Source organism: Kineosporiaceae bacterium (genome assembly GCA_016713225.1).
GTDB lineage: Bacteria > Actinomycetota > Actinomycetes > Actinomycetales > Kineosporiaceae > JADJPO01.
Window position 1 is genome coordinate 337,963 of sequence record JADJPO010000004.1, and the last position, 24,748, is coordinate 362,710.

The following is a 24,748-nucleotide window of genomic DNA, read 5'->3' on the forward strand; positions in this document are numbered from 1 at the left end:
CGTACCACGCATCCGACCTCCTGTCCGTATCACCTACTCGACCGGAACGCCCCGGGCTCGGCCTCACGGCCGAAGACCGGGGCGTTCTGTTGCGCGTGGAGCGGTTCGGCCCGTGCCGGCCCGCCCGGTCATCGGCCGATTGGACACGGTCACATCGACGACCACCTCGGTGCCGCCGGTCTTCGGGCTGTTCCAGGTGATGGTGCCCCGCATCTCACCGCCCACCAGGGCCTGCACGATCTGGGTCCCCAGACCGTCCTGCCCCGGCCGGAACCCCTCGGGCAGACCGCATCCGTCATCACGGACCACGGCCCGCACGGCGGTCCCCTCGCGCAAGGCGATGATCCGCACCTGGCCACCCCCTCCGGGAGCCAGGCCGTGCTCGACCGCGTTGGTCACCAGTTCGGTGAGCACCAGGGCCAGCGGCGTGGCGTTGGCGGCCTCCAACTCACCGAAGTTGCCCTCACGGCGCACCGAGACCCCACCACCGGCGCCGGCCAACTCGACGGCCAGGGCCACGGTGCGGTCGACCACCTGATCGAAGTCGACGGTCTCGCCCAGGCCGGTCGACAGCGTCTCGTGCACCATGGCGATGGTGCTCACCCGGCGCATCGCCTCGGTCAGTGCCGCCTTGCCGTCCGGTGAGGACAACCGCCGCGCCTGCAACCGCAACAGCGCCGCCACGGTCTGCAGGTTGTTCTTGACCCGGTGGTGCACCTCGCGGATGGTCGCGTCCTTGCTGACCAACTCCCGTTCACGACGACGCAGTTCGGAGACGTCGCGCACCAGCACCAGCGCCGCCGTCCGCTCCCCCGCGACCGTCAGCGGGATCGCCCGCATCGACAACGCCGCCCCCCGGGTCTCGATGTCGCTGCGCCACGGCGCCCGACCCGAGAGCACCAAGGGCAGTGACTCGTCCACCGGCCCCGTGCTGTCCAGCAACGGGGTGACCACCTCGGCCAGGGAGCGGTCGACCAGCACCCCGACGTACCCGAGCCGGTGCAGCGCCGACACGGCGTTCGGACTGGCGTAGGCGACCCGGCCCTCGGAGTCCAGCCGGATCAGGCCGTCACCCACGCGCGGTGCCCCTCGGCGCGGCCCACTCGGAGCGCCCAGGGAGGGGAAGTCCCCCGCCGAGATCATCCGCACCAGGTCGTCGGCACATTGCAGGTAGGTCAGTTCCAGCCGGCTGGGAGTACGCGAGGAGCCGAGGTTGGTGTGGCGCGACATCACCGCGAGCCGGCGACCGCGGGCCACGACCGGCACGGCCTCCTGCCGCACCGGCACGTCGTCCAGCCACTGCGGATCGCGATCGCGCGCCGGACGCCCGGTCTGCCAGGCGTTCTCGACCAACGCATTCGCGGTGCGCGTGACGATCTTGCCGACGCGGTCGTCGTGAAACGACGTCGGCCCGGTGCTCGGCCGGCACTGCGCGACGGCGAGCCAACGGCCGGCGTCCGGACCGGACTGCATCGGCACCCAGAGCACCAGGTCGGCGAAGGACAGGTCCGACAGCAGCTGCCAGTCGCCGACCAGCAGGTGCAACCAGTCGACGTCCGGCGGGGCCAGATCACCGGTGGCGCGCAACAACTCCTGGAACGTCGGCACCGCGATCGACCCCGTTTCGCTCATCCGGTACTCCGGACGACGCCACGCAAGGTCCGCAACGCCACCGACAACGATGCCAGGTCGCCCTTCTCCAACCGCCGCACCTCCTCCAAGGTGTTCGTCGCCCGCCCGACGGCAGCGGTGTTCGCCCGCTCCCAGGCGGCGATCCGCTCGTGCGGCGGCATCGGGGCATTCGGTGAGGCGGTGAGCACCGCGACCGTCAGCGACTCCAGCGCCGCGTAGAGGTCGTAGCGCAGCGCCGCCCGGGCCAGGGCCTGCCAGCGATCGGCCCGGGGCAGCTGGCTGATCCGGGTGAGCATGGCATCGACGGCATAGCGGTCGGACAACGCCGTGTAGACCGGCGCCACCTCGGCCGGCGTGGCATCGACCTGGGTCGAGATCTCGGTGATGTCCAGCAACTGGAACTCGTTCAGCAGCGCGGCACCTTGCACCGCCAGGTCCTGCGGGATCCCCATCCGCACGAACTGGGCGGCGTCCGCCTGCAGTTGTTCGGCCTCCGACCCCACGGCCAGCTCGGGCATTCTCGGGCCCAGCTCGGCGACGACCGGCGCGAACCGGGCGATCTCTGCGCCGACGTCGATGACACCCGGTCGGGTCTGCAGGAACCACCGGACGGCGCGGTCGAGCAACCGCCGGAACGCCAGGTAGAGCGCGGTCTGGGCCTCGGTCGAGACCTGGTTGTCGAGCGCCTCCACCGAGGCCACGAAGTCACGCAGCCCGAAGATCTCCCGGCAGACGGTGTAGGCCCGTGCCACCTGTTGCGGGGCGGCCCCGGTCTCTTCCTCGGACCGGAACGCGAAGGTGATCCCGCCCCGGTTGACCATCTCGTTGACCAGGCACGTGGTGATGAGCTCGCGCCGCAGCGGGTGGTCGGCCAGGTTCGCGGCGTACCGCGAGACCAGTTGCCCCGGGAAGTAGTCGCGCAACGTGCCCTCGAACCACGGGTCGTCGAGCAGGTCCGAGGCCATCAGGTCCTCGGTCAGGGTGATCTTGGCGTAGGCCACCAGCACCGAGAACTCCGGTGAGGTCAGGCCCTCGCCGGAATCGGCCCGCACCGCCAGCGCGGCGTCGTCGGGCAGGAACTCGAGCTCGCGGTTGAGCAACCCCCGGGTCTCGAGTGAGCGCATGAACCGCTGGTGTACCCCGAGCATGCCGTGGGACTGCTTGCGGGCGTTACCCAGCAGCACGTTCTGCTCGTAGTTGTCGCGCAGCACCATCCGACCGACGTCGTCGGTCATCTCGGCCAGCAGTTGATTGCGCTGCTTGCCGGTGAGGTCACCGGCGGCCACGATGCGGTCGAGCAGGATCTTGATGTTGACCTCGTGGTCGGAGCAGTCCACACCGGCCGAGTTGTCGATCGCATCGGTGTTGATCCGCACCCCGTGCTGGGCCGCCTCCACCCGGCCGAGCTGGGTCAGTCCGAGGTTGCCGCCCTCGCCCACCACGCGGCAGCGCAGCTGTGCCCCGTTGACCCGGATGGCGTCGTTGGCCTTGTCGCCGACCTCGGCGTGAGTCTGACCGGCGGCCTTGACGTAGGTGCCGATGCCCCCGTTCCAGAGCAGATCGACCGGCGCCTCGAGGATCGCCGTGATCAGCTCGGCCGGGGTCATCGACTCCACCCCGGCGGGCAGGGAGAGTCGCTCGGCCACCTGCGGGGTGATCGTGATCGACTTCGCGCTGCGCGGGTAGACCCCGCCACCGGCAGAGATCAGCGAGGCGTCGTAGTCCGCCCAGGACGAGCGCGGCAGGGCGAACATCCGGGTGCGCTCGGCGAAGGAGGTCGCGGCGTCCGGATCGGGGTCGAGGAAGACGTGCCGGTGGTCGAAGGCGGCCACCAGACGGATGTGCGGCGAGAGCAGCATGCCGTTGCCGAAGACGTCGCCGCTCATGTCGCCGATGCCGACGACGGTGAACTCCTCGCTCTGCACGTTGCGGCCCATCTCGCGGAAGTGCCGCTTGACGCTCTCCCAGGCACCCTTGGCGGTGATACCCATCGCCTTGTGGTCGTAGCCGACCGAACCGCCGGAGGCGAAGGCGTCGCCCAACCAGAACCCGTACTCGGCGGCGAGCCCGTTGGCGATGTCGGAGAACGTCGCGGTGCCCTTGTCGGCGGCGACCACCAGGTAGGTGTCGTCCTCGTCGTGCCGGACGACGCGCGAGGGCGCCACGACGCCACCGCCCGCCAGGTTGTCGGTCAGGTCGAGCAGCCCGCTGATGAACGTGCGGTAGCAGTCGATCCCGGCCGCCAGCCAGGCCTCCCGGTCGACGGCGGCGTCGGGCAACAGCTTGCCGACGAAACCGCCCTTGGCCCCGGTGGGCACGATCACCGCGTTCTTGACCGTCTGGGCCTTGACCAGGCCCAGGATCTCGGTGCGGAAGTCCTCCGGACGATCGCTCCAGCGCAGGCCGCCGCGGGCCACCTTGCCGAAGCGCAGGTGTACGCCCTCGACCTTCGGGGAGTAGACGAAGATCTCGAATGCCGGCCGCGGCGCGGGCAGGTCGGGCACCGCGCTCGGGTCGAACTTGAACGAGACGTAGTCCTTGAACCCGCCGGTGGCATCGTGCTGATACGCGTTGGTCCGCAACGTGGCCCGGATCAAACCGAGCATGGCCCGCAGGATGCGGTCGTGGTCGAGGCTGGCCACGCCGTCCAGCAGAGCGGTGAGCTTGGCGGTCAGCCGCTCACCCTCGGCGAGCCGAGCCGCGTGGCCTGCGGCGTCCTCGGGGTAGGCGTCGGGATCGAAGCGTGCCCGGAACAGCTCCACCAGCGTGACCGTGATGGGCACGTTCACCCGCAGGCACCGCTCGATGTAGTCCTGACTGAACGTCGTCCCGGTCTGGCGCAGGTACTTGGCGTAGGCCCGCATCACCACGACGGCCCGCCAGCCCAACCCGGCCAGGAGTACCAGCCGGTCGAAGCCGTCGCTCTCGGCCCGGCCGGCCCAGGCCGCCGTGAAGGCCTCGCAGAACAGATCCCGCGAGATCGTCGGGTCGGGTACCGCCCCGCCGTACCGCAGCCCGAAGTCGTAGACGTAGCCCCGCTGATCGTGGCCGGTCATCTCGAGGACGTAGGGCCGCTCGTCGACCACCTCGACGCCGAGGTTGGACAGGTACGGCAACACCTCGGTCAGCGACAGCGGCGCCAGCCGGTAGAGCTTGAACCGGCGCTCGTCACCGGCGCAGCCGACCGGCTGGTACAGGTTCATGGACAGCGCCCTGGCACGGGCCGCCTCGACGTCCGGGCCGGCGTTGGCCTGGGCTGCCAGCTGCTCCAGCCGACGCAGGTCGCTCACCGCGACCCGGGCGTCGAAGTCCTCCTTGTAGGCCTCGGGGAAGGCCTGACTCCAGGCACGCTGGAGCTTGGCGGCCTCCTCCTCACCGGTCTCGGACTGCAGGGCGTCGGCGAAGTCCTCGTCCCAGGCTCGGGTGGCCTCGACCAGCTTGTCCTCGAGGTCGGCGGCATCGACGTCCGGCAGGGTGACCCCGGGATCGACGCGGACGACGAAGTGCAGCCGGGCCAGCGCCGACTCGCTGACCCGGGCCGTGAAGTCGACCGAGCTGGCCTGGAACGCCGTGGTCAGCACCTCGGCGATCTTGAGTCGGACCTTGGTGGTGTAGCGATCACGGGGCAGGTAGACCAGGCAGGAGATGTAGCGGCCGTAGACGTCCTTGCGCAGGAACAACCGGGTCCGCCGGCGCTGCTGCATGTCCATCACGGCGCGCGAGATGGTGCCCAGGTCGTCCACGGAGATGTCGAACAGCTCGTCGCGCGGATAGGTCTCGAGGATCTGCAGCAGGTCCTTGCCGGAGTGGGTCTCCTCGGCGAAGCCCGAGCGTTCGAGCACCTCGGCCACCTTGCGGTTGACCAGCGGGATGCGCCGCACGCTGTCGGTGTAGGCACTCGAGGCGAACAACCCGAGGAACCGGCGTTCGCCGACCACCTCACCGGCGGCGTCGAAGGTCTTGACGCCGATGTAGTCCAGATAGACCGAGCGGTGCACCGTGGCCCGCGAGTTGGCCTTGGTGACGACGAGCAGGGTCTTCTCCCGGGCCCGGGCGCGGGCCGCGACGCTCAGCCGGTCGTAGCCCGAGCTCGTGGTCGAGTCGTGACGCAGGATGCCCAGACCGGTGCCGGTCTCGGCGACCAGCACGTCGTCCTGCCCTTCGTGGGCATCGGCCAGGCGGTACTCGCGGTAGCCGAGGAAGGTGAAGTTGCCCTCGGCGAGCCAGGCCAACAGGGTGCGGGCCTCGGCCACCTCCTTCTGGTCGATCCCCACCGGCGGGTCGACCGCCAGGTCGGTGATGATCCCGCTGACCCGGGTCATCATCATCGGCCAGTCCTCGACCGCCACCCGGACGTCCTCGAGCACCCGGCGCAGTTCCCGGGTGATCTCCTCTTGGCGTGAGGGCAGGGTCTGCCGGTCGATCTCGACGTGGGTCCAGGACTCGACCATGCTGTCGTGGGGGTGATCGCCGGAGTGCCACTCGCCCGGCCCCAGGTCGAGCACCTCGATCAGCTCGCCGGTCACCGTGCGGCGGACCACGAGCTGCGGGTGCACGATCAGATGGATGCCGCACCCGAGCCGGTTGAGCTCGCTGATCACCGAGTCGACCAGGAACGGCATGTCGTCGGTGATGATCTCGATCACCGTGTGTCCGGCCGACCACCCGTGGTGTTCGACCGTCGGGGTGAACGTGCGCACGATCGCCGTGCCCTGCGGCCGCGTGGCGGCTGCCTGCCGATGCGACAGCGCCGCGCCGGCGAGATCCACCGGCTCGCGAGAGCGCATCTCCTCCACCGGCATGTACCGGTAGTACCGCGTCAGGTAGGTGACCAGATCGTGCTGAGACTCTCGGGATCCCTGCCGCTCGGCGGCCTCGACCGCCCGGTCGATGATCGATGCCCGCTCGTTCTCCTGCAGCGCCACCGCGTGGGCCGTCATGCTTCCGCCTCCATGGTGGGGGCACCGTTGCCCCCGGCCAGCGCCGACTCTACCCATCTGTCCCCGGCAAGCGAACGAAGCTTCGTGAGCGTCGGCTATAGAGTCGCGACCATGCGCCTGACAGCCGAGATCCGCTACCCGGACAGCGATCCCGCCGCCGTGTTCACCATGCTCACCGATCGGGCTTTCCAGGAGCGCAAGTGCGCCGCCGCCGGGTCGCTGGCCTACGAGGTCGACGTGGCGACCTTCGAGGACGGCGGCGCCCGGATCAGCACCGAGCGCACCCTGCCCAGCGACTCGGTGCCCGAGTTCGTCCGACGCTTCGTCGGGGGCACCGTGCGGGTGAGTGAGCACGACGACTGGCAGCCCGAGGGGCCGGACGGCGTGAGGTCGGGCGAGGTGGTGGTCGAGATCCTCGGCGCCCCGGTGCGGCTGACCGGGACGTTGTGGCTCGGCCGGGACGGCGCTGACGTGGTGCACCGGGTCGAGGGCGACCTCAGGGCCTCGGTGCCACTGATCGGCAGCAAGATCGAGAAGGCAGCCGAGCCGGCGATCAAGGGGGCCATCCGGGTCGAGGAGCGCACCGGACGGGCCTGGCTGACCGAGCGAGCCTGACCCGTCACGGCCCGAGCGCGTCCTGGGGTGGAGTGCGCAGCAGTCCGGGGGCGTGATCGAAGTCAGTGTCCGGGGACACGATGGTCTCGAACCCCACGGTCAGGGCCGTCGCCGCGTGGACGGCGTCCCGGCCTCGCAACGGCGACGTCGCCACCAGGTCGATCGCACGGCGCGCGACAGCCACGTCGAAAGCGTGCACGCGACACACCTCCATGATCTGCAAGGCCTCGGCGACGGCACGGGGCCGGTCACCCCGGCGCATCCGATGGAACAGGTACTCCTGGACGGCCTCGACACTCACGTGGAGCTCGAGCTCGCCTGCCGCCGCACCCGCGAGCAGGTCACGGCACGGTCGACGCAGCGGATGATCCGTACCCGTGGCGTAGAGCAGGGTCGCCGTATCGAGGAAGAGGTGCTTCACCGAATGGCGTCCAGCTTCGGGTTGGACTCGAGCAGCCTCTTGGTCTCGGCCCAGTCCGGCTCGGGGCCGTCCGCACTCTCGGTGAAGGCCAGGAACCGGGCGGCGGCCTCCTGACGGGCCGAGGCGCCCGGTTCGAAGTAGACGTCGATCGCCGCCCTGATCACCGCAGACACGCTTCGCCCCGATCGCTTGGCCTCGGCCTCGACCCTCGCGTACCGCTCCTGATCGAGCAGCAGCTGGAGCCGTCGCTCCATCACCGACATACACATACACAACCATGTGTAGGTCGGGACGGCAACCCTACTCAGCCCATGTGGGGGTAGGCATGAGACGTCGGCGGGTTGAAGGTCTCCTTGATCGAGCGAGTCGAGGTCCAGCGCAGCAGGTTCTGCGCGGCGCCCGCCTTGTCATTGGTACCCGAGGCGCGGGCCCCGCCGAACGGCTGCTGACCCACGACGGCGCCGGTCGGCTTGTCGTTGATGTAGAAGTTGCCGGCCGCGAACCGCAGCGTCTCGGTGGCCTGCGCGATCGCCGTCCGGTCCTGGGCGATGATCGAACCGGTGAGCGCGTACTCGGCGACCGACTCCATCTGGGCCAGCATCCGGTCGTAGCGACCGTCCGGGTAGACGTGCACCGCCAGGATCGGGCCGAAGTACTCGGTGGTGAGCATCTCGTCGGTCGGGTCGGCCACCTCGGTCACCGTGGGCCGCACGAACCACCCCTCGGAGTCGTCGTAGCGGCCCCCGGCGATCACCGTCACCCCGGACGTCGCGTGCGCCCGGTCGATGGCCGCGGCGTGGACGGCGAACGCCTTGTCGTCGATCACCGCACCCATGAAGTTGCCCAGGTCGGTGACCGGCCCCATGGTCAGGCCGTTCACGGTGTCGGCCAGGTCGTCGCGCAGCCGCTTCCACAGCGAACGCGGCACGTAGGCACGCGAGGCCGCCGAGCACTTCTGGCCCTGGTACTCGAAGGCCCCCCGCACCATGGCGGTGCGCAACACGTCGAGATCGGCGCTCGGGTGGGCGACGATGAAATCCTTGCCACCGGTCTCACCGACCAGGCGCGGGTACGTGCGGTAGCGGTCGAGGTTCTCGGCCACGGTGCGCCACAACAGCCGGAACGTCGGGGTCGAACCGGTGAAGTGGATGCCGGCCAGGTCGCGGTGGTTCAATGCGACCTCGGAGACCGCCCGGCCGTCTCCGGTCACGAGGTTGATCACGCCGGGCGGCAGGCCGGCGGCCTCGAGGATCGCCATGGTGAAGTGCGCGGCGAACATCTGGGTGTGGGCCGGCTTCCAGAGCACGGTGTTTCCCATCAACGCCGGCGCGGTCGGCAGGTTGCCGCCGATCGCCGTGAAGTTGAACGGCGTGATGGCGTAGACGAAGCCCTCGAGCGGGCGCGAGTCGGTGCGGTTCCAGATGCCCTTGCTGTGCGCGATCGGCTGCTCGTCGAGCACCTGCTGCGCGAAGTGGACGTTGAACCGCCAGAAGTCGATCAGCTCGCAGGCCGCGTCGATCTCGGCCTGGTACACCGTCTTGCTCTGGCCCAGCATGGTGGCCGCGTTGAGTACCTGGCGCCACGGCCCCGAGAGCAGCTCGGCCGCCTTGAGGAACACCGCGGCCCGGTCGTCGAACGAGAGCGCGCGCCACCCCGGGGCGGCGGCGCGGGCCGCCTCGATCGCCGCGGCGGCGTCGTTCTGGGTGGCCATCTTCATGGTGCCCAGCACGTGCCGGCGGGCGTGCGGCTGGACGACGTTCACCTTGCGGCCGCCGCCCATGACGTGCTTGCCGCCGATCACCATGGGTAGGTCGATCCGCGTGGCGGCCAGGTCCTTCAGCGCGGCCTCGGCTGCCGCCCGCTCGGTGGAGCCCGGCGCGTAGTCCAGCACGGGCTCGTTGACGGGGGCGGGAACGCGGGTCACGGCGTCCATGAGTTCTCCTCGGTGAGGTCACGCAGGTGCAGGCAGCGCCGACACTATCTCGGGCCTGCCATGAGAGCCTGGCGTTCACCGCCGAGCATTTCGAGACCTTCCAGGGGGAAGGATGACCACGTGGCAGTTCTGGCGGGCCGGGTTCTGGACTCGCCCGGTGCTGCTAGCGATGCTGCTGATCCCGGCCGTGGCGTTGGTGATCGCCGCCGGGATCCAGGTCGCCGGCGCCGTGCGCCGAGCGCACGCCATGGAGTCGGCTCCGATCTGTGGTGGGTCGATCGCCACGAACTGTCTGGCGCCTCGGGTCGGCGTGCTGGTCTCGTTCTACGCCAAGGGCCCTGGCGAGTACTACGCCATCGACACCGGGGGTCGCCCGCACGACAACGCCATGGTCGACACCTCGACGTCCGCTCGGCTGGATCACTACCTGGGGACCCGTGAGGTGATCGGCTTGACCTGGGACCGCCACCTGGTGGCCTTTCTGCTGCCCGATGGTCAGGTACGCACCTCACTCGGCTTCGGGTACCGCGCCACGCAGAACTGGGTGGCCCTGCTGCTGTTCCTGCTCGTCGTCCCCGCAGTCGTCCTGTTCAAGACCCTCGAGAAGCGGCGCCTGAGCCCGACCTGGTGGGCAGTACCCCAGTTGGACGGCGGCCCGCAATGGGCGCCACCACCTCGACTCGACCTCGCCGTCCGGCACTACCTGCTCGTGGCATTCGTCGGGTGCTGTCCGGCGAGCCTCGTCTATCTGGCCAGCGTCCTCGCCCTGCCGATCTGGGCAGGGTGGGCACTCGGCGCTGCCTTCGGCGCCCTGGTGGTGGTCGATAGCCGTCGCAAGGGCATATGGACGACGCACCCGTCACGGGGACGGCATACCTACCCTGAGCCCGACGCGTGAGCCGACACGGGCACGAGCGTGGGTTCAGCGGACGACGGTGACCGTGGTCCCGCTGTAGGGCAGGGCCAGCGCCCCGACGGCGCTGCTGGACAGGTACCCCCAGACCCGGGGTGCCGCCGCCGTGGTGAGCCGGGACGCCGAGGAGTCGGTCACCGTGAGCTGCCAGGCCGGGACGGTGGCACCGGCGGCGTACGCACGCACCGAGATGGTCACCGCAGTGGTGCCGGACACGGACGACTCGACCCGGATCGCGGACCCGGCGGCGAATCGCGTCGGCAACACGGCCGAGGAGCCCAGGGGGGCCTCGGCCGCTCCGGCGACGTTGCGGGTCACCGACAGGGTGATCGAGCCGTCGGCGGCGAACCGCGCCCGCGCGGCGTAGCCCGTGGACGATCCCGCGCCGCGCATCAACGCCCCGGCGTAGACCCCGCCGCCGAGGTTGGTGGTGCGCGGCAGGGTGAAGGTGGTGGCGACCTGGCCGTCGGTGAAGGAGGTGCCCGTGGCCGCGGTCGAGCTGCTGCCGGGCGTCAGGTTCAGGCTCGTCGTCGAGGGCCAGGCCGTGGCGTAGACCGGACTGTTGCCACCCTCGGAGCCCAGGTAGATGGTCTGACCATCGCCGCTGACCTCGACCGATTCCCCTTGGAAGAGAGACGGTTTGGCGAAGGACGACGGGGCCGCCCCCAGTCCGGCGTAGATGTGGGCCTTCCAGTAGTCGACCAGGACGAACCCGACACCGTTGGGTGCGAACGCCGCAGCGGTGACGTAGGCGGGGGCATCGGCGACGCGGGTCAGGAGATTGGCGGTGTTGGCGCTCAGCGTGGCGGGCGCCACGTAGATGGCGGCACCTGTGGCCTGCTTGCTCACCAGGTAGACCCGGCCCGTGACCGGGTGGACCATGAGCCCCTCGGCATCATGGGCGCCATCGGGGTAGGTCAGCACGTACTTGGTGGCCGCCAGGGTGCCGGTCGCCAGGGTCTGCGGTTCGGTGACCTTGTAGATCGCGACCGCGCTGCGGACGCGATCGTTGTCGCCGGTGTCGGCCACCCACAGCGAGTGGGCCGGACCAGAGGCGATGTCCTCCCAGTCGTTGGCGTTCGCCCCGGCCAGGGTGTAGGTCGCCTTCGTGGTGCCGTCCGCGGCGATGGCGAAGATGCGGTTGAGGTCACCGCTGTCGTTGTGGGTCCACAGCACCGAGGACGACCAGGTGCTGCGGGCCAGACCGCTGGACTCGGTGATCCGCGTGTCGCTGATGGTGCGATCGAGACGGTACGTGGCCGCCTGTGCGGGGGCGGCGCCCGTCGCGAGCAACGCCAGCGGGAGCAACAACACGGCGAGCGAGGACAGGGTTACCCGGAGCGGATTCACGAGATCCGATCATGACACATTCGCCACCCGAGCCATCGTCCGGTCGTCGATTTCACGACATCGCTCACCCTGCGTGACCGTCGGCGTCACAACCCTCCCTCCCGCAGCCCGTACCGGGCATGCAGCCTGCGCAGCGGGGCGGGCGCCCACCAGTTGACCGATCCCATCAAGCGCATGATCGAGGGCATCAGGACCCCGCGCACCAGCGTGGCGTCGAGCACGATCGCCAAGCCCGTTCCCAGACCGAACATCTGGATGAAGCTCACCTTGCTGGACACGAACGCGAACAGGGTGATCGACAACAGCACCGCCGCAGTGGAGATGATGCGCCCGGTGCGCGCCAGCCCCCCGGCGACCGCCTCGGCCGTGTCGGCCCCGCCCTGGTGCAACTCGGTGATCCGCCCGAGCAGGAACACCTCGTAGTCCATCGAGAGGCCGAACGCCACCGCGAACATGAGCAGCGGCATGGTGATGGTCAGCGGCATCGGGGTGAAGCCCAGCAGGTCGGCGAGATGCCCGTCCTGGAACACCCAGACCATGCTGCCGAGCACGGCGACGATGGTGAACGCGTTCAGCACCAACGCCTTCAACGGCAAGACCACCGAGCCGGTGAAGGCGAACAACAGCACGAAGGTGGTCAGCCCGATCAGCAGGCCGGCCCAGGGCAGCCGGTGGCCGATCGTGGTCTTGGTGTCGACCAGCGCGGCGGTGGGCCCGCCCACCGAGACCTCCCCCAGGTCGGCGTCCGCCGCCGCCACGGCGCGGATGTCGCGCACTGCCCGCTCACCGCCGGCCCCGAACGGGTCCACGGCCAGGGTGGCCTTGACGACGCGGCCCTCGGCGTGAGCCCGCGCCACGTTCGGGACGGCGGCCAGCCGGTCGGCGAAGGCGCTCGCCTGGCCCGGGGTGGCCTGGGGCAGGACCGCGAACACCGCCACGTCGTCCTGGCCACCGAACTCGGTGCGCAGGATGTCGCCCACCTGACGTCCCTGCGACACCTGCGCCGGGATCGCGCGATCGTCCGGAACCGAGAACGAGATCCCGAGGAAGGGCAGGCCCAAGGTGAGCAGCAGGACGATCACGGGGAGGCCCGAGGCCACCGGACGGCGCATCACGAACTGCGCCAGGCGATGCCAGAAGGCCCCACCTCCGACGGTGAGGTCGCGGCGCCGTCCGACGGGCAGCGCGTTCACCCGGCGGCCCAGCACGGTCAGCAGGGCCGGCAACGTCACGGTGGCAGCCAGGGCGGCGATGCTCACCACGGCGATGCCCGCGTAGGCGAACGACCGCAGGAAGTACAACGGGAAGACCAGCAGCGCCGCCAGGGCCACCGCGATCGTGGCGCCCGAGAAGGCCACCGTCCGGCCGGCGGTACGCACCGTGATCGCGACGGCGTCCGGCACGGCGTGCCCGGCGGCCAGCTCCTCACGGAATCGGTTGACGACGAGCAATGAGTAGTCGATGCCCAGACCGAGGCCCAGGGCCGTGGTCAGGTTGAGCGCGAAGATGCTCACCGAGGTGAACTCGGCCAGGCCGCTCAGGACGGCGAAGGTGGCCAGGATCGCGATGCCGCCGACGAGCAGCGGCAGGAGGCCGGACACCACCGACCCGAACACGACGATCAGCATCACCACGGTGAGCGGAATCGCGATCAGTTCGGCACGGGCGAGGTCGGTGGCCACCTGGCTGTTGATGTCCAGACTCGCCTGGGCCAGGCCACCGGTCTGTACCTGCACGGTGCCCCCGCCGGGCAGCGGCGTCGGCCCGGTGAACTGTTCCTGCAGCGGTCGGGCGCGATCGAGCACGGCGTCCTCACTGCCCTCGACGTGGGCCACCACCATGGCCCGGTGCCCGTCGGTGCTGCGCAACCCGGCGGCCACCGCAGGCGGCGCTCCCCAGTACGAGGCCAACACCTCGACGTCGCCGACGGCGTCCAACCGGCGCGCGACGTCCCGGCCCACGGCGGCGACGGTTGCGTCGTCCACGCCGACGCCGTCCGGCGCGGTGACCAGCAGCACCAGATTCGCCGGCCGCTGCCCGAAGCTCTGCTCCAGCACCCGATTGGCCCGTGAGGACTCGCTGGACGGGTCCTCGAAGCCGCCACCCAGCAGCTTGCCGATCGCACCGGCGCCCAGCGCCCCGGCGAGGACGACGGCGAGCAACGAGGCGGCGAGGACCCACCGGGCGCGGCCGATGATCACTCGGGCCAGGCGCGAGGGGGGCGTCGACCGGCTCGACCCGGACTCACCGGACACCGTGGTGAACGTTGTTGTCATGCGAGAACAATGTTCTCGGTTTGAAGGGTTGTCAAGACTGACATTCACTGAAGCGAACAATGTTCACAGAACGGGTCGGTGACTAGAGTGGCACGGTGTCCATGACCGAGTCGGCGCCCGCCGAGGGTGGCCGCCGCCAACGCCGTCACGAGGCCACTGCCGAGGAGATCAAACAGATCGCCCGCGACCTGATGGCCCGCGAGGGCACGTCGTCGCTCAACCTGCGCGCGATCGCCCGCACGATGGGATTGACCCCCTCGGCGCTCTACCGCTACTTCCCCAGCCGCGATGCGATCCTCACGGCACTGATCGTGGACGCCTACGACCAGATCGGCGAGACGGTCGAAGAGGCGATCGCCGCCGCACCGGTCGACCCGACCTCGACAGCGATCCTGGCCGGCGTGCACGCCTTCCGGCGCTGGGCACTCGAGCACCCGCAGGAGTTCGCCCTGATCTACGGGCCGGTGGTGCCGGGCTACGAACCGCCCGTGTACGAGCAGACGCCCGCGGCGATGCGCACCGGGGCGGCGCTGCTCGGGCTGTTGGTGCGGGCGATGGAGCAAGGATTGCTGCAGCCCCCCGGGGATGACAGCGTGCCGGCCGCGCTGCGCCCGGCGCTGGTGGAGGTCGGACAGAAGGAGAACACCGACCTGCCCGTCGGCGCCACGGCGCTGGCGATGCAGTTCTGGGTCATCGTCCTGGGCATGCTCTCGGCCGAGGTCTTCGGACACCTGCCGCGACCGCTGCTGACGGTCAGCCGAGAGTTCTTCGACCTCACCGTGCGCCAGACGCTGCTCGCCATGGGCATCGATCCGGTCGCCGTGGCGGCGGGGGTCTCACCGCTGGACTGACTGCGCGAGTGAGGATTCCGCGGGCGAGGACGGCTCGGACAGCGGGCCGCTCACCCGGCCGCGGCCCCCCTCCTTGGCGACGTAGAGCGCGGCGTCGGCGCGAGCCAGCACTCCATCCCAGTCGTCCAGGCGGCCGGCGCCGATCCCGATGCTCACCGAGATGTGCACGTCCGGATGCCGCTCCTGCCAGGGGCGCGCGGCCAGCTTCCCCAGCACCTGCTCCCCTCGCTGACGCCCTGCGTCGGGGTTCGCCGTGGCCAGCACCACCATGAACTCGTCACCACCCAGCCGACACGCGAGGTCCTCCGCTCGAACGCTGCCGGACAGCGCCTGGGCCACCTCGACCAACGCCTCGTCCCCGACGCCGTGCCCGAAGCGGTCGTTGATCTGCTTGAACAGGTCCAGGTCGACTGCCAGCACGCTCACCTCCTCCTGCCCGCGACGCAGCATGGAGTCCAGGTACCGCGCGAGACCACGACGGTTGGCCAGACCCGTCAGAGGATCAAGATGCGCCTGACGCAACAGCTGATCATGCTCCTCCCGCCGCCGTTCGGCCTCGAGTCGCGCCCGCATGACGTCCAGCGCAGCGACGCGATGCCGCCACCGGTCCTGCGCGAGATGACGTGCGTACACCAGACCGTCCTGGACGCCGTCTCGGCGCGCCACCCATTCCGCCGCCAGGCACAAGGCCGTCTCGTATTCGGCCGGGAGAGTCAACCGGTCCAGCCGTTGCGAGGCCTCGCGGGCCGCCTCCAGCGCCCGATCGAGACCCACCTCCTCGACAGCCAGGGCGAGCGCCAGCGGGAGGTTGCCGTCGAGCGGCCCCTCCACGCCGGTCTCCTGAAGCTCCTCGACGGCCTCGGCGACCGGCTCCCCGGCCAGTGCACGGATCACCAGCCCCATGAAGCGGACCTCCTGACGCCACAGGTGCGGCATGGTGTCGAGCTCCAGCGCCTGCTGCAGGACCTCGCGCGCCCGACCGAGCTGCTCCGGCAGCGCCGAGGGGTCCACACAGCGCAGCGCCAGGGCCCAGGTCAGGTTGACCGAGGCCCGGTTGTAGATCAACACCGGCGCCACCAGCGAGTCGCCCACCTCGGGCAGCAGGTGCTCGGCGAGCGCGTACTGCTCCTCCTGCAGTTCCCAGAGGCCACGGTCGTAGAGCCCGAGGGCACACTGCAGGCGGGCATTGACACGTTCCAGGGGTGGACTGTCACAGGTGTCCAGCAGGGCCAACGCCCGAGCCAGTTCGGCGTCCGCCTCCAGGGCAGAGGTGCCGCTGACGGTGGTGTACCGCCCCAGCGCTCGCGAGGCCAGGGCCGCCGCCAGCATGGCATCGTCGCCGGATTCCTCCGCCACCGCATGGAGGCGGTCGACCCAGACGACGAACGGAGCATCACCGCCCTGCCACCGGGCGTGCAGCAGGCGAGCCAGCAGGCAGGCGCTCTGCACATCGCTCCACGCGTCCTGGGTCGCTCGCTCCAGCAGGGCATCCAGCTCGTCGAGCGGCGGCGCGCCGGCGTCCTGCACCTCCCAGATCAACTCGAACGCACGGAGCCGGGCAGCGAGGTGTTCGGATGTGGTCATCTCACCGTCACCACCCGTCGCGGCACCTGCCGCTCATCCCGTCGCGCGTCGAGGGGCGCTGCCGGACGGCAGGCCTGTCCTGGTGTCGTCGGCCACGGGTGCGCTCGGCCTGAGGACGAGACCCGATCGGGCGATCAGATCACGTCGGGGATCTCCGTGACGTCGAACCACAGCAATTCGTGCGATCGCGCCTCATCCAGGACGAAGGCGGCATCGTCGTCCCCGGCATCGGCGGCCGGCAGGGCCGCGATGGCATCGGCGACGGCGCTCCGCACCGCCGGGGCATCCTCGTCGACGTGCACGCTCACCATCGCCCTCAGGGGCACGGTGCACGACAGCCGGATCGCCGAACGAGCACGACCGGGCGAGGCATCCGTCACCGGCTGCACGCACTCGGCGGCGACATCGGCGGCGATCACCACCCGGCGGTACTCGTAGCGCGCCTCGGCGGCCAACTCTCCTGCCAGCAGCCGCAGCGAGGCGTCGGCCGCCTCACTCAGGGCGGCGTACTCCAGCTCTTCGAGGTCGCCCTCGATGTACCACTCCCGCACCGCACCGGTCACCGCGTGCGCGGCGCAGCCGGCCCCGAACCCGCCGGAGACGTAGGCGGTGGCCAGGGTGGCCAGGGTGGCCGGCAAGTAGACCCGGGTTCGGGTCGGTGGACTCTGCGGGCTCATCCCGCGGCCTCCAAGGTCTCGGCAAGGGAATCGATCAGACACTGCGCCAACACATCCAGGTCGGCCATGGCCTCGCGGTCGCCGTACAGCCCGTAGTGCACGCGCCCACGGTAGGACGTCAGGCCGATGCTCAACGCCTGACCCCGCGCCAGGGGGATCACCGGGTAGGTGGCCAGCATCAGGGAACCGTCCAGGTACAGCGGCTCCTGGGGGCCGGGCACGTTGGTCACCACCAGATTGAACATGTGCCGCGAGAGTCCGCTGGCCACCCGTGCCCCGAGCGAGTGCAGGGTCGGCGGCGCGAACCCCGCGATCCCCGCGATGGCCTGGGCATCGACGGCCTGCCCGGCCTCACGGTGCGCCCGGGTCTGATAGCTGACCTGGTACAACCGGATCAGGGGGCTGGCCTCGCCGGTGGGCAGGTCGACCAGGAGCGACGAGACCCGACTGCCGATCGCCCCGGCGTGGGCGGCGTCCGCGCTGTCGACCTTGACGCTGATCGGCACCAGGGCGCGGACGATGCTCGCCGGGGGAACCGGCTCACCACGGGCGAGCAACCACGACCGCAGCGCCCCGGCCACGACCGCGAGCACCACGTCGTTGACGGTGGTCACCGGCCCCTCACCGGTGGCCCTGTCGGCCAACCGGTTTCGGATCGTGCGGTAGTCGGCCAGGTCGGTGTCGATCATCTGGAAGCGGCGGTCCTGCCCGATCTCGACGTTGAGTGGGCTGCGTTGCGGCGGGTTGGCCGCCACCCGGGCGGCCACGGCCAGCCCGGCCACCGCCTCGGTGGCCTTCGAAGCGGTCTTGCGGACGTCGCCCAGCCCCGAGCGCAGCGTCTCGAGTACCCGGGTGGGTCGGGTCACCGACTCCGCGATCGCGCCCACCACGAGCTCACCGAGCGAGGGCTCCGGTGCCGGGTGCCAGGTCTGCGGCGGGTGCTCGCGCACGGTTGCCTCGTCGTCCAGCACCACCTGGCCCAGGTCGACGGCATGGTGGCCGTCGACCAGCGCCTGGTGCACCTTGGTGATCACCGCGATCTGGCCATGGGGCAGTCCCTCGACCACCGCGGCCTCCCACAGCGGCCGGCCCCGGTCGAGCTGTCGGGCCTGGATGCGGGCGACCAGGTCCTCGAGCTGCTCGCGACCCCCCGGCTCGGGCAGGCTCACCCGGCGGAGGTGGTTGGCGATGTCGAAGTCCTCGTCATCGACCCACACCGGGTTGGCCAGGCGACCGGGCACGGTGCGCACGCGTCGGCGATACCGCGGCACGAAGGCGATCCGGGCCTCGATGTGACGCACCAAGCGGGGGTAGTCCAGCCCCTCCGGCCCGGGGTCGAAGACCATCACAGAGCCCACGTGCATCGCCGTCCGGGGCTCCTCGAGGTACAGGAACGAGACGTCGAGCGGGGTCAGGCGATCCGCCACACGTGCTCCCTCCGGCCTGGCCATCTCCCAGGCCGTGCCACGACTGTCCGGCGAGGCACCGAGCATACGGCTCCGGGTCGGCAGCGGGGCACATCCTCACCGCAACGACATCTGGAACAACTCCTCCAACTCGGCCAGGGTCTGTTCCACGCTGCGATGGTGCACCGCGACCATGCCGGCCTCGGTCGCCGCCGCGACGTTGCGCTCCATGTCGTCCACCAGGACGCACCGCTGCGGCGGTAGGGCCAGGGCGTGCGCGGTGTGGGCGAAGATGCCCGGCTCGGGCTTGCGCAGCCCCACCCGCCCCGAGACCACGACGACGTCGAACAGGTCGTGCCACAACGCCTCTGGATAGTTCTCACCCCAACTGTTGGACAGCAGCGCGGTACGCAACCCGCCCCGCCGTGCGGCCCGGATGGCCGCGATCATGCGGGGCTCCAACAGGGCCAGGTCGGCCAACAGCCGGGCGAGCAGGCCGCGCGGGTCGACGACACTGCCCCGGGCACCGAGCTCGGCCGCCAGCAACCGCTCGAAGTCCCGCTCGGCGAGGGTGCCGCGCTCGAGGTGATGGGTGGGTGGGTCACCGGACTCCAGCCAGGTGCGCAGGACCTCTCGGAAGTGGCCGAAGTCCACGCCGTCCCGCAGCGCCCACTGCCGCAGGGCGACGTCGAGCGCCGGGGTGAGGACCCCGCCCCAGTCGATGACCAGCGCGCCCGGACCCCGCGCCGCGTTCTTCGGCGTCTCGAGGTTCATACCACCACGGTGTCACAGCGTGCCGCCGAACCGACCTTCCTCGGTGGAGTCGATCCGAGGAGTGCGAGTCATGAGTGTGTGGAGTGTCGCCGGTGCGCCGAGCCGGCCGACTTTGCGCCGGTTGCCGATCCCGGCCGCCGAGCCACGGCCGGCGCTGCGGCTGGTCCGTGAGCCCGAGCCGGGCGATCTGCCCGGGCAGGAGTCGTTGTCCCTGGTGGTCCCGCCGCCGGGACGAGTCGCCCCACCGGATCCCGCTGCGAACGCCCGCGATCAGCTGCCGGATCCCCGCTCATGGGCCGCCCAGTTCGTCCAGGTCGCGCTGGAGGTGGCCGCGGGGTTCCGGCCCCAGGGCCAGGTGGTGCGCTGGACCAGCCCCGAGGTGTTCGAGACGCTCTGCCGGCGCCATCGCCTGGCCGCCGCGCGTGGCGAGGCCCGGCGACGGCCGGTGATCCGGGTCCGGGCGATGCAGCTGGGCACCCCGCGTCCCGGCGTGGTCGAGGCTGCCGCCGTGGTGGACGACGGCCGCCGGGCTCGGGCGGTCGCGCTCCGCCTGGAGGGAACCGAGGGCAGGTGGCGGGTGACCGCGTGGGAGACCGGCTGAACCGATGCCGCCGAGCTAGCGACGGCGGCGCGCTGCGCGACGCTGAGCCCGGTTCTGCCCGGCCTCGCCGTCCTCGGCCCCCTGGGCGGACGCCTCGCCGTCGCCACCGTGCACCTCGACTCCGCCGTCCTCGGTCGGTGCGCTGTACTGCAGTTGGTTCGGGCGCTGCGGCGTGACGAGCCCCTTGGCCACCAGCACACCACCCGGCACCTCCGGGGCGCCCACCTCCGGCTCGGGCTGGGCCACCTCGACCTCGAGGTTGAACAGGTAGCCGACCGACTCCTCCTTGATGGCCTCGGTCATCGCCTGGAACATGCCGAAACCCTCACGCTGGTACTCCACCAGCGGGTCACGCTGAGCCATGGCCCGCAGACCGATGCCCTCCTGCAGGTAGTCCATCTCGTAGAGGTGCTCACGCCACTTGCGGTCGAGCACCGACAGCACCACGCGACGTTCCAGCTCGCGCATCACCTCGGCGCCCAGGGCCTGCTCGCGCCGCTCGTAGGCGACCTGGGCGTCAGCGGTCAGCTCACGCACCAACATGTCGTGCGTGACACCCTCGCGACCGCCGGCCTCCTCGATCACCTCATCGACGGTGATCCCGACCGGGTACAGGGTGCGCAACGCCGTCCAGAGCCGGTCGAGATCCCAGTCGGCGGGCATGCCCTCACTGGTCTCGGCCGTGACATAGGCGGCGAGCACGTCACCGATGAAGTGGCCCAGCTGGTCGTGCAGATCGGCGCCCTCGAGCACCTTGCGCCGCTCGCCGTAGATGACCTCGCGCTGCCGATTGAGCACGTCGTCGTACTTGAGCACGTTCTTGCGGATCTCGAAGTTGCGCGCCTCGACCTGGCTCTGCGCGCTGGCGATCGAGCGAGTGACCATCTTGTGCTCGATCGGCACGTCGTCCGGGATCTTGGCCGCGGTGAGGAACGACTCGACCATGTTCGAGTTGAACAAGCGCATCAGGTCGTCGGTCAGCGACAGGTAGAACCGGCTCTCACCGGGGTCTCCCTGGCGGCCGGAGCGACCGCGCAACTGGTTGTCGATCCGGCGGGATTCGTGCCGCTCGGTACCCAGCACGTACAGACCGCCGAGTTCCTTGACCTCTTCGTGGGCGGCGGCGACGCTCGCCTGCGCCTGGGCGAGCACCTCGGGCCAGGCCGCCTCGTACTCCTCCGGCGACTCGGCCGGGTCGAGACCGAGCTCGGCCATGCGGGCCACGGCCGTGAACTCGGCATTGCCGCCGAGCATGATGTCGGTACCGCGGCCGGCCATGTTGGTGGCCACGGTGACCGCGCCCTTGCGCCCGGCCTGCGCGACGATCGACGCCTCACGTTCATGGTGTTTGGCGTTGAGCACCTCGTGGGGCACCTCGCGCTCGATGAGGAGCTTCGAGAGGTATTCGCTCTTCTCGACGCTGGTGGTACCCACCAGCACCGGCTGCCCGGTGGCGTGCCGTTCGACGAGGTCCTCGACCACCGCGTCGAACTTGCACTCCTCGTTCTTGTAGATCAGGTCCTGACCGTCCATCCGGACCATGGGCCGGTTGGTGGGGATGGTCACCACCCCGAGCTTGTAGATCGACATGAACTCGGCCGCCTCGGTCTGGGCGGTGCCGGTCATGCCCGAGAGCTTGTCGTACATGCGGAAGTAGTTCTGCAGGGTGATCGTGGCGAGGGTCTGGTTCTCGCTCTGGATCTCGACCCCCTCCTTGGCCTCGATGGCCTGGTGCATGCCCTCGTTGTACCGCCGCCCGGCCAGCAATCGGCCGGTGTGCTCGTCGACGATGAGCACCTCGCCCTCGAGCACGACGTAGTCCTTGTCGCGCTTGAACAGCTCCTTGGCCTTGACGGCGTTGTTCAGGTAGCCGATCAGCGGGGTGTTCACGCTCTCGTAGAGGTTCGCGATGCCGAGGTAGTCCTCGACCCGGTCGATGCCGGATTCGAGGATGCCGACGGTGCGCTTCTTCTCGTCGACCTCGTAGTCGACGTCGCGGCGCAGCCGGTTGGCCATCTTGGCGAACTCGCCGTACCACTTCTGCGGCTGATCGGCCGGGCCGGAGATGATCAGCGGTGTGCGGGCCTCGTCGATCAGGATCGAGTCGACCTCGTCGACGATGGCGAAGTTGTGGCCCCGCTGCACCATCTCGTCGGTCGACCAGGCCATGTTGTCGCGCAGGTAGTCGAAGCCGAACTCGTTGTTGGTGCCGTAGGTGATGTCGGCGGAATACTGCACCCGGCGCTCGTCCGGGGGCATCTGACCCATGATGCAGCCGACCTGCAGCCCGAGGAAGCGATGGATCCGCCCCATCAACTCGCTCTGGTAGGAGGCCAGGTAGTCGTTCACGGTGATGATGTGAACGCCCTTGCCGGACAGGGCGTTCAGGTAGGCCGGGGCGGTGGCCACGAGGGTCTTGCCCTCACCGGTCTTCATCTCGGCGATGTTGCCCAGGTGCAGCGCCGCACCGCCCATCAACTGGACGTCGAAGTGGCGTTGGCCCAGGGTGCGCTTGGCGGCCTCGCGCACCGCGGCGAAGGCCTCGGGCAGCAGGTCGTCGAGCGATTCCCCGTCGGCGACGCGGGCGCGGAAGACATCGGTCTCACCGCGCAGCTCACCGTCGGAGAGTCGGGCGAAGTCCTCCTCGAGCGTGTTCACCTGGCTGGCCAGGCCGGCGAGCTTTTTGAGGGTTCTCCCCTCACCGAGCCGCAGCATCCGCTCGACGATCTTCACCACACGTACTCCCGTCAGGTCTCAGTGCCGCCATCGTAGACGCCGAACGCCCTGCCATTGCCCCGGGCAAGCCTGCCGCGTCAGGCTGGCCCTGTGTCCCCGCCGCCCCGGCCCCCGACCCTGCGCGAATCGGCGACCCCCGATGGCCTGACCCTTCGGCCTCACCACCCCCAGGACAGCGAGGCCCTCCTGGCCCAGGGCAACGACGCCCAGACCCGGCGCTGGACGACGGTGCCCGATCCCTACACGCGTGAGGACGCCGCGGAGTTCCTGGCGCGCCGGATCCACGAGGGACACGACAGAGATGACAGAGATGACAGAGACGACGGAGTCGACACAGACGACACAGACGTCGGAGACGTCGGGCGCGACGGGCGCCTGTCGTTCGCGGTGGAGCTGAACGGCGCGTACGCCGGCACCGTGGACCTGCGCTGCGGCCCACCGGGCGCCGCCGCGGTCACCTACGTGATCGCGCCCTGGGCCCGGGGCCACGACCTGACCGAGCGGGCGTTGCGGCTGCTGTTGCCCTGGGGCGTGCGGGCGCTCGACCTGCAGGTGGTGAGCTGGCAGGCCGCCGTGGGCAACTGGGCCGCTCGCCGGGCGGCGTGGTCGGTCGGGTTCCGGATCGACGGACGAACCCGGGGCCTGATGGTGCAGCGCGGCAACGTCGTGGAGACCTGGCAGGGGGCTTGGCGTCGCGGACAGCCGTTGTATCCGGCCCACGCCTGGCTGGAGTCACCGGTGCTCACCGCCGGCTCCGCGCGGCTGCGTCCGCTGCGCAGCGAGGACGCCAGGGCGATCGCCGAGGCCTGTTCGGATGCGCTCTCGCAGTACTGGCTGCCGTTGTTGCCCTCGCCCTACACCCTGACCGATGCCCACGAGCATCTGCTGGGCACCGCGGAGGACCAGGCTTGCGGGCGCGCCCTGTACTGGGCGGTCACCGACATCCGGCGCGAGGAGCTGTTGCTCGGCGAGATCGGCCTGCAGGTGCGCCGAGCAGGTCGCCACGGCGAGGTCGGCTACTGGGCACACCCGGACGGGCGCAGCCGAGGACTCACCAGCGACGGGGTCGCGCTCGCCGTCCGGCATGCCCTGCTTCCCGCCGAGGACGGCGGGCTGGGTCTGGATCGGGTGCTGCTGCGGGCTGCGGACGGCAACACGGCCTCACAACGGATCGCGCGCCGTATCGGGTTCCGCCCCAGCGGCGTCGATCGCCACGGCGAGCGGCTGCGGGACGGCACCGTGCGCGACATGCTGCGGTTCGACATCCTGGCCCGGGAGTGCCCCTGAGCCACACCAACCGCCGTGATCATGCAATCCGTGCACATCGATGTATCGATGTGCACGGATTGCATGATCACGGTCTTCAGGTGAGGCGCAGTGGGCTGACCCTCACCCGCGCCGAGCCGATGCCCAGTTCGTGCGCGAACGCTGCCCGGGCGGCGTCCAAGCGGGCCTGGCTGACACCGCGACCGACGTAGACCATCGAGGTGTCGTCGCCCTCGACGTAGGTCTCGGCGTCCACCGGCAGCTGTGCCAGCGCGGCCTCCACCGGAGCGCCCGCACCCGAGGCGAGCGGAGCGGTGAAGGTGAACGCGGTCAGTCGCACCGAGCGCACACTCACCCGGTACCAGGGCTTGCTGCGCACCAGCGACCGGGCCGCGGCCCGAGCCGTGGCGACTCCGCCGCGGCAGACCGTGGTGACGCCGGCGCGATACACCCCGGCCGCGACGGTCGATTCCGGCACGGCCGCGAGGCAACCGTCGATCGAGACCAGGCGGTCATCGACGACGCCGTCGATCCAGCGCGCCTGCGCGCTGCGCCGCACGCCGTGCACCACGACCTCGGTGCGGGCCCCCGTGATCTGCAGCGAGGCCACCGGCACCCGCGAGGTCGGTGCCGTCGTCGCCGCGATGGCCGCGGCGGACGCGGCGGGTGTTGCACCGGCGGTCGTGCCGGCGCCGAGAACCAGAGCGGAAGACGTGGCCAGAGCGGCCAAAAGTGTTGCCAGCGAACGCATCGAAAGGCTCCTGAAGCAGATC

Annotated in this window: 18 protein-coding genes; 5 read left to right on the top strand and 13 right to left on the bottom strand. The window is 70.3% G+C overall.

Features of this window, described 5'->3' with window-relative positions; translation table 11 throughout:
* Positions 1 to 63: 63 nt before the first annotated feature.
* Together IPK24_18040 and IPK24_18045 are read right to left on the bottom strand one after the other, a co-directional pair.
* Positions 64 to 1,632, bottom strand: a complete 1,569-nt coding sequence (locus tag IPK24_18040; GenBank protein ID MBK8077411.1) for a histidine kinase N-terminal domain-containing protein — start codon at positions 1,630 to 1,632, stop codon at positions 64 to 66.
* The gene (locus IPK24_18045) at positions 1,629 to 6,572 is read right to left on the bottom strand and encodes an NAD-glutamate dehydrogenase (GenBank protein ID MBK8077412.1); all 4,944 of its coding nucleotides are present in this window, start codon (positions 6,570 to 6,572) and stop codon (positions 1,629 to 1,631) included. The genes IPK24_18040 and IPK24_18045 overlap by 4 nt, the downstream gene beginning before the upstream one ends.
* A gap of 111 nt (positions 6,573 to 6,683) precedes the next feature.
* Here IPK24_18045 and IPK24_18050 point away from each other — a divergent pair, with 111 nt between their 5' ends.
* A complete protein-coding gene (locus IPK24_18050; protein ID MBK8077413.1) occupies positions 6,684 to 7,187 on the top strand; it encodes a DUF2505 domain-containing protein in 504 nt (167 codons plus the stop codon).
* 4 nt (positions 7,188 to 7,191) lie between these two features.
* Here IPK24_18050 and IPK24_18055 read toward each other — a convergent pair whose 3' ends face one another.
* The 3 genes from IPK24_18055 to pruA are packed head-to-tail and all read right to left on the bottom strand — an operon-like array spanning position 7,192 to position 9,541.
* Positions 7,192 to 7,608, bottom strand: coding sequence for a type II toxin-antitoxin system VapC family toxin (locus IPK24_18055; protein ID MBK8077414.1), 417 nt, complete (start codon positions 7,606 to 7,608; stop codon positions 7,192 to 7,194).
* Positions 7,605 to 7,862 carry a ribbon-helix-helix protein, CopG family gene (locus IPK24_18060; GenBank protein ID MBK8077415.1) on the bottom strand — a complete coding sequence of 86 codons (258 nt, stop codon included), beginning with the start codon at positions 7,860 to 7,862 and terminating at the stop codon, positions 7,605 to 7,607. The genes IPK24_18055 and IPK24_18060 overlap by 4 nt, the downstream gene beginning before the upstream one ends.
* Before the next feature lie 50 nt (positions 7,863 to 7,912).
* On the bottom strand, positions 7,913 to 9,541 hold the full coding sequence (gene pruA, locus IPK24_18065; protein ID MBK8077416.1) for an L-glutamate gamma-semialdehyde dehydrogenase: 1,629 nt from the start codon (positions 9,539 to 9,541) through the stop codon (positions 7,913 to 7,915).
* A gap of 112 nt (positions 9,542 to 9,653) precedes the next feature.
* On the opposite strand from pruA, the gene IPK24_18070 reads away from it, so the two are divergent.
* Positions 9,654 to 10,439 (top strand): hypothetical protein, encoded by a 786-nt coding sequence (locus tag IPK24_18070; GenBank protein MBK8077417.1) that lies wholly within the window; start codon positions 9,654 to 9,656, stop codon positions 10,437 to 10,439.
* 24 nt (positions 10,440 to 10,463) lie between these two features.
* Here IPK24_18070 and IPK24_18075 read toward each other — a convergent pair whose 3' ends face one another.
* Both IPK24_18075 and IPK24_18080 read right to left on the bottom strand, forming a co-directional pair.
* Positions 10,464 to 11,804 carry a hypothetical protein gene (locus IPK24_18075; protein MBK8077418.1) on the bottom strand — a complete coding sequence of 447 codons (1,341 nt, stop codon included), beginning with the start codon at positions 11,802 to 11,804 and terminating at the stop codon, positions 10,464 to 10,466.
* Positions 11,805 to 11,890: 86 nt separating this feature from the next.
* Positions 11,891 to 14,080, bottom strand: coding sequence for an MMPL family transporter (locus IPK24_18080; GenBank protein ID MBK8077419.1), 2,190 nt, complete (start codon positions 14,078 to 14,080; stop codon positions 11,891 to 11,893).
* A gap of 95 nt (positions 14,081 to 14,175) precedes the next feature.
* Here IPK24_18080 and IPK24_18085 point away from each other — a divergent pair, with 95 nt between their 5' ends.
* On the top strand, positions 14,176 to 14,931 hold the full coding sequence (locus tag IPK24_18085; GenBank protein MBK8077420.1) for a TetR/AcrR family transcriptional regulator: 756 nt from the start codon (positions 14,176 to 14,178) through the stop codon (positions 14,929 to 14,931).
* Here IPK24_18085 and IPK24_18090 read toward each other — a convergent pair.
* From IPK24_18090 to IPK24_18105, 4 genes are all read right to left on the bottom strand, one after another.
* Entirely contained in the window at positions 14,917 to 16,515 is a 1,599-nt protein-coding gene (locus IPK24_18090) for a GGDEF domain-containing protein (GenBank protein MBK8077421.1), read from the bottom strand. The two genes, IPK24_18085 and IPK24_18090, sit on opposite strands and share 15 nt — an antisense overlap.
* 134 nt (positions 16,516 to 16,649) lie before the next feature.
* Positions 16,650 to 17,192: a hypothetical protein gene (locus IPK24_18095; protein MBK8077422.1), complete on the bottom strand. Its 543-nt coding sequence runs from the start codon at positions 17,190 to 17,192 to the stop codon at positions 16,650 to 16,652.
* Entirely contained in the window at positions 17,189 to 18,619 is a 1,431-nt protein-coding gene (locus tag IPK24_18100) for a wax ester/triacylglycerol synthase family O-acyltransferase (GenBank protein MBK8077423.1), read from the bottom strand. The genes IPK24_18095 and IPK24_18100 overlap by 4 nt, the downstream gene beginning before the upstream one ends.
* Positions 18,620 to 18,715: 96 nt before the next feature.
* On the bottom strand, positions 18,716 to 19,372 hold the full coding sequence (locus IPK24_18105) for an HAD family phosphatase (protein MBK8077424.1): 657 nt from the start codon (positions 19,370 to 19,372) through the stop codon (positions 18,716 to 18,718).
* A 70-nt stretch (positions 19,373 to 19,442) separates the two neighbouring features.
* Between IPK24_18105 and IPK24_18110 the strand changes: the two genes are divergently transcribed.
* Positions 19,443 to 19,973: a hypothetical protein gene (locus IPK24_18110; protein MBK8077425.1), complete on the top strand. Its 531-nt coding sequence runs from the start codon at positions 19,443 to 19,445 to the stop codon at positions 19,971 to 19,973.
* Between the two features lie 15 nt (positions 19,974 to 19,988).
* Here the strand turns inward: IPK24_18110 and secA are convergent, their stop codons facing one another.
* On the bottom strand, positions 19,989 to 22,709 hold the full coding sequence (secA, locus tag IPK24_18115; GenBank protein MBK8077426.1) for a preprotein translocase subunit SecA: 2,721 nt from the start codon (positions 22,707 to 22,709) through the stop codon (positions 19,989 to 19,991).
* A gap of 90 nt (positions 22,710 to 22,799) precedes the next feature.
* On the opposite strand from secA, the gene IPK24_18120 reads away from it, so the two are divergent.
* Entirely contained in the window at positions 22,800 to 23,996 is a 1,197-nt protein-coding gene (locus tag IPK24_18120; protein ID MBK8077427.1) for a GNAT family N-acetyltransferase, read from the top strand.
* Positions 23,997 to 24,072: 76 nt separating this feature from the next.
* Here IPK24_18120 and IPK24_18125 read toward each other — a convergent pair whose 3' ends face one another.
* Complete coding sequence (locus IPK24_18125; protein ID MBK8077428.1) at positions 24,073 to 24,726, bottom strand: hypothetical protein; 654 nt, start codon at positions 24,724 to 24,726, stop codon at positions 24,073 to 24,075.
* Positions 24,727 to 24,748: the final 22 nt, after the last annotated feature.

What these genes read in the sequence shown, in the direction of transcription:
- IPK24_18040 (MBK8077411.1), bottom strand. Translation starts at nt 1,632, where the DNA reads ATGAGCGAAACGGGGTCGATCGCGGTGCCGACGTTCCAGGAGTTGTTG.
- IPK24_18045 (MBK8077412.1), bottom strand. Translation starts at nt 6,572, where the DNA reads ATGACGGCCCACGCGGTGGCGCTGCAGGAGAACGAGCGGGCATCGATC.
- IPK24_18050 (MBK8077413.1), top strand. Translation starts at nt 6,684, where the DNA reads ATGCGCCTGACAGCCGAGATCCGCTACCCGGACAGCGATCCCGCCGCC.
- IPK24_18060 (MBK8077415.1), bottom strand. Translation starts at nt 7,862, where the DNA reads ATGGAGCGACGGCTCCAGCTGCTGCTCGATCAGGAGCGGTACGCGAGG.
- pruA (MBK8077416.1), bottom strand. Translation starts at nt 9,541, where the DNA reads ATGGACGCCGTGACCCGCGTTCCCGCCCCCGTCAACGAGCCCGTGCTG.
- IPK24_18070 (MBK8077417.1), top strand. Translation starts at nt 9,654, where the DNA reads ATGACCACGTGGCAGTTCTGGCGGGCCGGGTTCTGGACTCGCCCGGTG.
- IPK24_18080 (MBK8077419.1), bottom strand. Translation starts at nt 14,080, where the DNA reads ATGACAACAACGTTCACCACGGTGTCCGGTGAGTCCGGGTCGAGCCGG.
- IPK24_18090 (MBK8077421.1), bottom strand. Translation starts at nt 16,515, where the DNA reads ATGACCACATCCGAACACCTCGCTGCCCGGCTCCGTGCGTTCGAGTTG.
- IPK24_18095 (MBK8077422.1), bottom strand. Translation starts at nt 17,192, where the DNA reads ATGAGCCCGCAGAGTCCACCGACCCGAACCCGGGTCTACTTGCCGGCC.
- IPK24_18105 (MBK8077424.1), bottom strand. Translation starts at nt 19,372, where the DNA reads ATGAACCTCGAGACGCCGAAGAACGCGGCGCGGGGTCCGGGCGCGCTG.
- IPK24_18110 (MBK8077425.1), top strand. Translation starts at nt 19,443, where the DNA reads ATGAGTGTGTGGAGTGTCGCCGGTGCGCCGAGCCGGCCGACTTTGCGC.
- IPK24_18125 (MBK8077428.1), bottom strand. Translation starts at nt 24,726, where the DNA reads ATGCGTTCGCTGGCAACACTTTTGGCCGCTCTGGCCACGTCTTCCGCT.